Source organism: Armatimonas sp. (assembly GCF_964826245.1).
Genome location: NZ_CBAYMC010000184.1, coordinates 1 through 9023, shown reverse-complemented (window position 1 = coordinate 9023; position 9023 = coordinate 1). Strand labels below are relative to the sequence as shown.

Here is a 9023-nt window from a genome sequence, read left to right as displayed (position 1 = left end):
ATTGAGCAGGCGGGTAAGCAGAAAATCGGGGTTGCTTTCCTCAACGATGCCTACGACGAAAAGCTCCCTGAGGGCCGTCGTGACCGCAATTTCTACATTGAGTCTGTTAGTATCGAGGCATCGCCTGAGGTGATCAATAGCACCGCACGGCGCGAGCTGCCTTTCTCCCACCGCAAGATCGTGATTGACACGCCCGACGATACCAGCGATGCCGAGTGGAACCGTGCCGCCAAGGCCGTGCTGGCTCCGCTGGCCCACCGCGCGTTCCGTCGGCCTGTGACCGAGGCAGAAGTCACCCGCTTGATCGGGCTCTCGCGGCTGGCAAAGGCGCAAAAGCAGTCTTTTGAAAAAGGGATTCAGCTTGCCCTCCAGGGAATTCTCGTCTCGCCGAGCTTTTTGTTCCGCCCCGAGCCCGATGCCAAGCCTGATGACCCCAGCTACCGGCGGCAGCTCAACGACCTTGAGCTAGCCACGCGCCTCTCGTACTTTTTGTGGTCGTCTTTGCCCGATGACGAGCTACTGGGGCTGGCGGATCAGAAGAAGCTCCAAAGCCCGGGGGTGCTACTGGCCCAGGCAAAGCGCATGCTCAAAGACCCACGCTCCCGTGCACTTGCGGAGAACTTCGCTGGGCAGTGGCTCCAGCTGCGTAAAGTGAGTGTTGTGCAGCCCGACACCGCGCGTTTCCCCAGCTTCAACGACCCGCTCCGCAACGCCATGCGCACGGAAGCCGAGCTTTTCTTCTCGGGTATCGTCCAGGAAGATCGCAGTGTCCTAGAGTTTTTGGACTCGGACTACACCTACCTCAACGAGGCTCTGGCCAAGCACTACGGCACGCCGGGAGTTCAGGGAGAGGAGTTCCGGCGGGTAGCACTCCAAGGAGCGCAGCGTGGCGGCGTGCTTTCTATGGCCTCGGTGCTGACGCTGACCAGTAATCCGGGGCGCACCTCGCCGGTAAAGCGTGGCAAGTGGGTGCTGGAAAATCTCCTGGGAACACCGCCCCCACCGCCGCCGCCTAATATCCCCGCTCTGGACGCTCCCGGCAAGCCGATTGAGGCCGAAAATCTCCGAAAGCGCCTGGAAATTCACCGGAGCAACCCCGCTTGTGCCAGCTGTCATGCGCAGATGGATGCGATTGGGCTGGCGATGGAAAACTACGATGCGATTGGCAAGTGGCGCACCGACGATGCGGGCAAGCCCATGGATGTCAGTGGCACGCTCCCCGATGGCAATAAGTTCACCGGCCCCAAGGAGCTCAAGCGCGTGCTACTGGGCAAGAAAAGCCAGTTCACCAAGGCGATGACTGAGCGCCTACTCACCTATGCTCTGGGGCGTGGTGTCGAGCGCACCGATAGATGTAACCTAGACGCGATGGCAAAGAGCGTCGCAGCAAAAAACCACAAGTTCTCCGCGATGGTGGAGGCAGTGATCACCAGCAAGCCCTTCCGCGAGCGGCGCGGGGATGAATCCACCTCCCCCCGCCGCTGAGACGGCGACCCCCTCCGGCAAGCGAAGGGGATACAACTTCAAGTATAATTGGAAAACACCATGAAAAATGCAAACATGACACGACGGACGCTCTTGCGAGGAGCGGGCGTGGCACTCGCTCTGCCTTACTTGGAAGCGATTGCCTTTGCCCAGACGGGAAAGAGCGAGGGCGAAGCGCCTCTGCGAATGGCGTTTCTGTTCGTGCCCAACGGTATCAACATGGCGCACTGGACCCCCGCCACCGAAGGTGCTCTGGGAGCGCTGCCACACGCACTGGAGCCTCTGGCAGGGCTAAAAGATCACTTCAATGTGCTCACCGGCCTCACCCAGAACTGGGCCTTTGCGCACGGTGATGGCGGCGGCGACCATGCGCGCTCGGCGGCGGCGTGGCTGACAGGCTGCAAGCCGGTGAAAACCAGTGGTGCCAATATCAAAGTGGGGCTCTCGGCGGATCAGCTTGCGGCAGCCAAGCGTGGCTCTCTCACTCGCTTCCCCAGCCTGGAGATCGGCTGTGAGCGCGGCGGGCTGGCAGGCGACTGCGACTCCGGTTACTCCTGCGCCTACTCCAACACGATCTCCTGGCGCACCGAGAACTCCCCCGTCTCAAAAGAAACCGACCCGCGCCTCGTCTTTGAGCGGCTCTTTGGTGGAGAAGATGTGAACGAGAGCGCCGAGGCACGCGAGCAGCGCAAGCTCAACAATAAGAGCATTTTAGATTTTGTGCTGGAAGATGCCAAGTCGCTCCAGGGACGTTTAGGGGCGCACGACCGCCACAAGATGGACGAGTACTTCACGGGGATCCGCGAGATCGAGCGGCGCATGTCGTTCTTGGAGAAAGCGGGCAAGGAGACGGGGGTCAGCGGCGAGGCGCTCAAGGCCCGGATGTCCGGCGGGATGCCCGACTATCCAGACCACGTGCGCTTGCTTGGGGACATGATGGTGCTGGCCTTCCAAGCCGACATCACACGCATCTCGACCTTTATGTTTGCCAACGAGGGGTCGAATCGCGCCTACAAGCAGATCGGCATCAACGACGGTCACCACGAGACCTCGCACCATGGCCGCAACCCGGAGAAGCTGGAGAGTCTTAAGAAGATCAACCGCTTCCATGTGGAGCAGCTTGCCTATATCCTCCAGAAGATGCAGAGTGTCAAAGAGGGCAAGAGCACGCTTCTCGACAACACCATGCTGGTCTACGGCGGCGGGATCAGCGACGGCGACCGGCACAACCACGACGACCTGCCACTGCTCATCGCAGGCGGCGCGGGTGGAACGCTCAAGGGCGGTCAGCACATCAAGTATAAAAATGGCACCCCGATGACGAACTTGCTCATCACCATGCTGGATCGCTTCGGCGTCCCCGGCGAGACCCTCGGCGACTCCACCGGCAAGGTTCAGCAGCTCTTTTAGATCCCGCCGGTTGGAGCGGCGGGACTAGAGAGCTAAAGCTACAAAGGCCGTTCCGGCCATAATGCACTCCCTATGGGCGGCACGCCCTTTGTAGCACGAAGTGCTCTCCAGCCTCGCCGCTCCAACCGGCGGGGCAATTCGTGTTAAAATACAGCTCAATGGCACGTAAGAATCGGCTGGCCGAAGCATTTAAGGAGAACTACAACGTCGTCGGGCTGGCGGGGGCTGCGGCTCTCTCGGCAGCGCTTCTCAATCCTCTTCCTCTACTTTTTGGGGTGGTCGCAGAAGCGGCCTATCTGCTCTTTGTCCCCGACTCCCGCTGGTACCAGCAGCGCCTCGCCCACCGCTTCGATGCGGAAGTGACCGCGCGGCGCAAGAAGCTTAGAGATGATGTCTTTCTGGTGATCTCGGAGAATGTCCAAGAGCGATTCACGCGCCTAGAGGATATTCGCACGCAGCTCGATGGCCATGCGCTCTCCAATGAGAACTGGATGCGGGAGGTCTGCCGCAAGCTGGACTATCTGCTGGAGAAGTTCTTAATGTTTGCCCGCCGCGAGGTGGAGTTTGCGCAGTATCTCGAAAATGTCTACGCCGAAGTGGTGGTAGGGCTGAAGAGCAAGCGGCGCGACAAAGATGGTCCGCCAATTCCCAACGAAGACCGTGCCCGCCGGATGGTGACCACCATTCAGGAGCGCTTCGACGATGAGATCGCGCAGATCGAGGGCAAGTCGGAGGAAGACTCCAACACGCAGGCTGTTCTCGACAAGCGTAAAGAGGTGCTCACCCAGCGCCATGAGTATGTCGGGCGGATCGGGCGAATCTTAACGAACTTGGGCCACCAGATGCAGCTCTTGGAGGACTCGTTTGGCCTGATCAACGACCAGATCCGCGCAAGGCCACCGGAGCAAGTTCTCGCGGATATTGAGGGCGTGGTCACGCAAACCGATGCCATGACCAATCTTTTAGATGAAATCGCGGCCTACGATGATATGTCGCGTCGCTTTGATCTATGATCTATGATTTGTAAGGTAAAACAACTCTATGCCAATTGCTGATAAACTTCGCAAAGCTGTCGGGCTTTTTGTGGTGATGCCCGAAAGCGAGGAAGAAGAGCCCGCACCGCGCAACTTCTCAAGTCCCATCCCCACCTCCGCCCCTGCTCCTAGCGCGGAGATGTCGGACTTAGACAAGAAGCTTGCCGATATTGAGAAACGCTCCCAGGCGATTGCGGCAGGTGTGGGCGCGGCGACTCCTCCCCCGCTCCCTCAGACCATTGAGCAGCTTGTGCGGCAGAGTGATGGCCCCAACCTAGACGAGATCAAGGTCTCCGCCGAGCAGACCTCAGGCGCACTTCTCCCCGATGGCAACGTGGATGTGCAGGCGATCTACGCCGGTGCCAAGCTCCCCAGTGTGTCTTTCGGTGCCGAGCAGACCCGCGAGCTCTTGGGCAAGCTCCCCGCCGGGCTCTCCCTAGACATGCAGCGCCAGATGGTTGCCGCGACTCTCACCACGATGGGTGCGACCATGGGAGCCAGCGCCGAGACCATTGTCGCCGATGCCTCCCGCAAGCTCGCCGCCCTCTCAGCCTATGTCACGGACTTGCAGAAAGTCACCTCGGAGCGTGTCAGCTATGCCCAGGCCGAGATCGAAGCGCTCCAAGCGCGGATAGAAGAGCAAAAGGCCATTGTCGCCAGCATCCAGCAGCAGCTCGCCACCGCACAAGCCCGGTGCGAGTCCGAGGCCGATAAAATCGACGATATTTTAGAGTTTTTCAGCCTGGATACCGGCCCCTCGAGATATGCCTCGTAACCTTTTGGAGCATACAGGGTCTGATCTCACTTTAGAAAGTAAAGGATGCTAAGAAATGCCACAACTCACTCCCGCTGGAAAAGCGGTTATATTTCTCTTGGTCGTCGGAGGTGCCGCGGGTGCCTACCGCCTCTTTGGTAGCAAGCTGGTTCCTGCTGGAACCGAGAAAGCCTCGGTGAAAGGCGATAAGCTGGATCTCCCTGGTGGAGTGCCGGGCACCGATCCTAACAAACCTGATGAAGGCCCCGTCGTCATGCCTGGTCGTGAACCTGGCTGTACGGACTTGCCAGAAGTGCGGCTTCTGGGCTATGCCTGGAACGCGCACATGGGCTTACACTTTGCCAACGGCGGCCCACAATCCACCAAGGGCAGCCTGATGTGTCAGAACGGCGTGAACCTAAAATTCGCGCGCCAAGACATGAACGATAAGCTCACCGAGGCGCTGGTGACCTTTGCGACCAAGCTCTCACAGGGCGAGAAAAACCCGACGGCAGGGGCGCACTTTGTGACGGTGATGGGCGACGGCTCTGCGGCGTTTCTCAAAGGCGTGGACGATGCGCTCGCCAAGATCGGGCCAGAGTACCGCCCCAAAGTGATCGGCGCGATTGGCTTCTCTCGTGGTGAGGACAAGTTCATGGGGCCTGTGGACTGGAAGAAAGACCCGCAGAGCGCCCGTGGCGGCGTCGTTGCGGGCGTCCTGCGCGACGGTGACTGGAATATCGCGCAGAAGTGGATCGGCGACAACGACCTCAAGACCAACCCCGATGAGAAGACCTACGACCCCGATGCGATCAACTGGATCAATACCGGCGACTACTTAGACGCGGGGGAAAAGTACATCACCGGCTACACCGAGGAGCGTCCCGTGGTGCGCAACGGCAAGAAGACCGGCCAGACCATGAAGATCAAGGTGGACGGCGTGGTCACCTGGACTCCCGGCGATGTCAATGTTGCCCAGAAAAAAGGCGGCCTCGTCTCGATCGTCTCCACCAAAGAGTACGCCAGCCAGATGCCCTGCGTGATTATCGGGGTGGATAAGTGGTGCAAAGCGAACCCGAAGCTGGTTCAAGGCTTGCTGAAGGCCGCACTCTCGGGCGGCGAAGCCGTTCAAAAGAGCGATCAAGCGCTTGGGCAGGCAGCGGAGATCAGCGCGGCTGTCTATAAAGAGAGCGATGCCGCCTACTGGAAAAAGTACTACAAGGGCGTCGTGGAGAAAGACAAGACGGGCCTTGATGTCGAGCTAGGCGGCTCCCGTGCCAACAACATCTCGGATGCGGCCTACACGTTCGGACTTGCTCCCGGCTCTGCCAATCTCTACGCCGCCGTCTACAAAGTCTTTGGTGATCTGGTCGTGAAGCAGTACCCGGAAGTGGTCAGTGGCTACCCTTCGGCAGAGCAGGTGCAGGATCTTTCCTACCTGAAAGCCGTGATTGCAGGTGCTGGTAGCGGCGCCGTCACGGTGGCAAAGACCAACCTAGTGCCCAAGGTCAGCACCGGTAGTGCTCCGAAAGCCAAGCTCTCGGAGGGAAAATGGCCGATTCAGTTCGTGACCGGCAAGGCGGAGTTTAACCCAACCTCCATCAAAGACTTGGAGAAGCTCAAGAGTAGCCTGCTGGTTGCCTCGAACACGGCAGTCGAGATTCATGGCCACACCGATAATGTTGGTGACCCCACAAAGAACATGCAGCTCTCGGAGGCACGCGCCTTTGCGGTGAAAGCTTGGCTAGAGAAAACCGCTCCTGCAAACTTCCCGACAGGCCGGATCAAGGTATTCTCGCACGGACAGACCCAGCCCGTTGCGCCAAACACGAGCGAAGATGGCAAAAGCAAAAACCGTCGTGTTGAGATCGTTCTAAGAGCCAACTAAGAAAAAACATGGGAATTTTTACTCCCAACAAAGTCATCTCCCCGACCACGTTTCGTCTGATTCTGCTCGGGGAGGCGGTGATTTTCTTAGTCATCTGGCTGACCTCGACATTAAAAGTGCTGCCACAGCCTGGCGAGGTTTTTTCAGCGCTCGGTGGGCTCTGGCGCGGTGGCATAGGGACGGAGCTTTTTACCAGCTTCGGGCTGTTTCTCCAGTCACTCGGCCTGGCGACGCTACTCTCTTTGGGACTAGCCTACCTGACCGTTCTCCCGATCTTTCGACCACTGGCGCTGGTGATCTCGCGGGGCCGTTTTTTGTCGCTCGTCGGCTTCTCCGTGGTCTTCATGCTCGCCTTTGGCAGCGATAGACCCGTGAAGCTCGCCATGATGACCCTCGGGATCAGCGTGTTTCTGCTGACGTCGTTTCTCGCCATTATCGCCGAGATTCCACGATCGCAGTACGACTATGCCCGAACGCTTCGCCTTTCCGAGTGGCGCGTGGTCTGGGAGGTGGTGATTCGTGGGCCGCTGGATAAAGTCTTCGACGCTATTCGCCAGAACGCCGCGATTGGCTGGACGCTCCTGCCGATGGTCGAGGCGCTTTATCGTAGCGAGGGTGGCCTCGGCGTGCAGCTCGACATCGAGCGCAAGTACTTCCACATGGATAAAGTCTTTGCGATCCAGCTTCTCGTGCTCGCTGTCGGGCTACTCCAGGACTACGCTCTGGGTCTCTTGCGCCAGATTGTCTGCCCCTGGGCGGACTTAAACAAAGAGCGGAGCGATGCATGAGCACAGCCAGCACCATCTACGAAGTTCGGGAGACACTGCTCAAGCTGGAGAACATCTCGCATCGCTATAGTGGCCGCCCGATCTTAAAAGAGGTCAACGCAGAAGTGAAAAACGTCCATGTCCCCGGACGCGAGCAAGGCCAGATCGTGGGCCTCCTCGGGCCGTCGGGCGTGGGCAAGACGACGCTCTTTCGGATTCTGGCGGGCCTGATGGAGCCGACCAGCGGACGCGTCTTACTCGGAGCCGATGGCCATCCCGTGAAACGCGGCACGGTTGGTGTCGTGGCGCAGGACTACCCACTCTTTGCCCACCGCACCGTTCTCTCCAATCTCTTAGTCGCCACGGACAACGATGCGGCCAAGGCGATGAACCTGCTGGAGCGCTTTGGGATGGCAGAGCACGCCAAGAAATACCCGATCCAGCTCTCTGGCGGCCAGCGCCAGCGTGTCGCCATTGCCCAGCAGCTCCTCTGCTCCGAGTTTCTTGTTCTCATGGACGAGCCCTTCTCTGGCCTCGACCCGGTTGCGGTTCAAAATGTCATCAAGCTTCTTGGCGAGGCGGCTGCGGTGGATGAACAGACGACCTTTGTCTTAGTGACCCACGACATTGAGGCCGCTGTCGAGACCTGCGACACCCTCTGGCTTCTGGGCAGAGATCGCGACGAAGTGGGCAATCCTATCCCCGGCGCACGTGTCCAAAAAGTCTTCGATCTCATGGCCTGTGGCCTTGCCTGGCGTGAGGGAATCACAGGCGACCCCGAGTATCAGCGTGTCCTCGCTGAGATCCACGCCCTCTTCCCAAGACTATAGCAGGAAAATCGGCTTTGGCTGTGGAACTCAGACAGTATGAAGCGACGATATTTTCTGATGATGGCAGCCCTGGGGGCACTGACGCTCACCGGGTGCCCGAGTAGCAACCCTCCGGCAGCGAGCGGGGGCGACAAGCCCGCTGTCGATGCGCCCAAGTCCGATGTTAAGATTGGCTTTGTGGTCAAAGACTCCGCCGAGCCCTGGTTCCAGACCGAGTGGAAGTTCGCCGACGAGGCCGCGAAAAAATACGGATTTACGCTGATCAAGATCGAGGCCAAAGACGCGGAGGGGGTGGACAGTGCGATCAACAATATTGCCACGCAGGGCGCTCAGGGCCTGATTATCTGCACCCCCGACACCAAGCTGGGTGCGACAATTGTGGCCAAGTGCAAAGAGAAGAACCTGAAGCTACTCACCGTGGACGATAGGCTTCTGGGCCCAGATGGCAAGCCCCTCACCGATGTTGCCTACCTCGGAATCTCCGCCTCTGAGATCGGCAAGAGCGTGGGGACAGCCCTCGCCGAAGAAGCCAAGAAGCGTGGCTGGAACCTAGCGGAAGTCGGGGCGGCGGTGCTCACGGTCGACGAGATCGAGTCCTGCAAGCAGCGCACCGATGGCGCGAGTGAGTCTCTCAAAGCGGCGGGGCTGCCGGAGAAGAACTTCTTTCTCAGCGCCTGGAAAAAACCACAACAAATGGAAACGGCGGTTAATGCCGCCAATATTATCCTCACCCAGCACCCCGAGATCAAGCACTGGGTCGCGTACTCGTCCAATGACGATGGTGTGCTGGGCTTTGTCCGCGCCACCGAGCAAAAATCTATCGCGCCCGAGAATGTGATTGGGATTGGGATCAAT

General features: G+C 59.2%; 8 protein-coding genes. All 8 read left to right on the top strand.

Going from position 1 to position 9023, the window contains the following annotated elements; translation table 11 throughout:
* Positions 1-1485: DUF1592 domain-containing protein (locus AC1XOS_RS16095; RefSeq protein ID WP_481963243.1), on the top strand; the 1485-nt coding region annotated here is incomplete at its 5' end.
* 60 nt (positions 1486-1545) lie between these two features.
* On the top strand, positions 1546-2895 hold the full coding sequence (locus tag AC1XOS_RS16090; protein ID WP_481963242.1) for a DUF1552 domain-containing protein: 1350 nt from the start codon (positions 1546-1548) through the stop codon (positions 2893-2895).
* A gap of 158 nt (positions 2896-3053) precedes the next feature.
* Positions 3054-3908, top strand: coding sequence for a hypothetical protein (locus AC1XOS_RS16085; protein WP_481963241.1), 855 nt, complete (start codon positions 3054-3056; stop codon positions 3906-3908).
* 28 nt (positions 3909-3936) lie between these two features.
* Positions 3937-4704: a hypothetical protein gene (locus AC1XOS_RS16080; protein WP_481963240.1), complete on the top strand. Its 768-nt coding sequence runs from the start codon at positions 3937-3939 to the stop codon at positions 4702-4704.
* 55 nt (positions 4705-4759) lie between these two features.
* The gene (locus AC1XOS_RS16075; RefSeq protein WP_481963239.1) at positions 4760-6571 is read left to right on the top strand and encodes an OmpA family protein; all 1812 of its coding nucleotides are present in this window, start codon (positions 4760-4762) and stop codon (positions 6569-6571) included.
* 8 nt (positions 6572-6579) lie between these two features.
* Positions 6580-7359, top strand: coding sequence for an ABC transporter permease (locus AC1XOS_RS16070; RefSeq protein ID WP_481963238.1), 780 nt, complete (start codon positions 6580-6582; stop codon positions 7357-7359).
* Complete coding sequence (locus AC1XOS_RS16065) at positions 7356-8168, top strand: ABC transporter ATP-binding protein (RefSeq protein WP_481963237.1); 813 nt, start codon at positions 7356-7358, stop codon at positions 8166-8168. Before AC1XOS_RS16070 ends, AC1XOS_RS16065 begins: the two co-directional genes overlap by 4 nt.
* Positions 8169-8204: 36 nt before the next feature.
* Positions 8205-9023, top strand: an 819-nt coding sequence (locus AC1XOS_RS16060) for a substrate-binding domain-containing protein (RefSeq protein ID WP_481963236.1), incomplete at its 3' end; no start/stop codon positions are given.

Bases quoted from the DNA above. Each gene is read 5' to 3' on its own strand.
- AC1XOS_RS16090 (WP_481963242.1), top strand. From the start codon at position 1,546: ATGAAAAATGCAAACATGACACGACGGACGCTCTTGCGAGGAGCGGGC.
- AC1XOS_RS16085 (WP_481963241.1), top strand. From the start codon at position 3,054: ATGGCACGTAAGAATCGGCTGGCCGAAGCATTTAAGGAGAACTACAAC.
- AC1XOS_RS16080 (WP_481963240.1), top strand. From the start codon at position 3,937: ATGCCAATTGCTGATAAACTTCGCAAAGCTGTCGGGCTTTTTGTGGTG.
- AC1XOS_RS16075 (WP_481963239.1), top strand. From the start codon at position 4,760: ATGCCACAACTCACTCCCGCTGGAAAAGCGGTTATATTTCTCTTGGTC.
- AC1XOS_RS16070 (WP_481963238.1), top strand. From the start codon at position 6,580: ATGGGAATTTTTACTCCCAACAAAGTCATCTCCCCGACCACGTTTCGT.
- AC1XOS_RS16065 (WP_481963237.1), top strand. From the start codon at position 7,356: ATGAGCACAGCCAGCACCATCTACGAAGTTCGGGAGACACTGCTCAAG.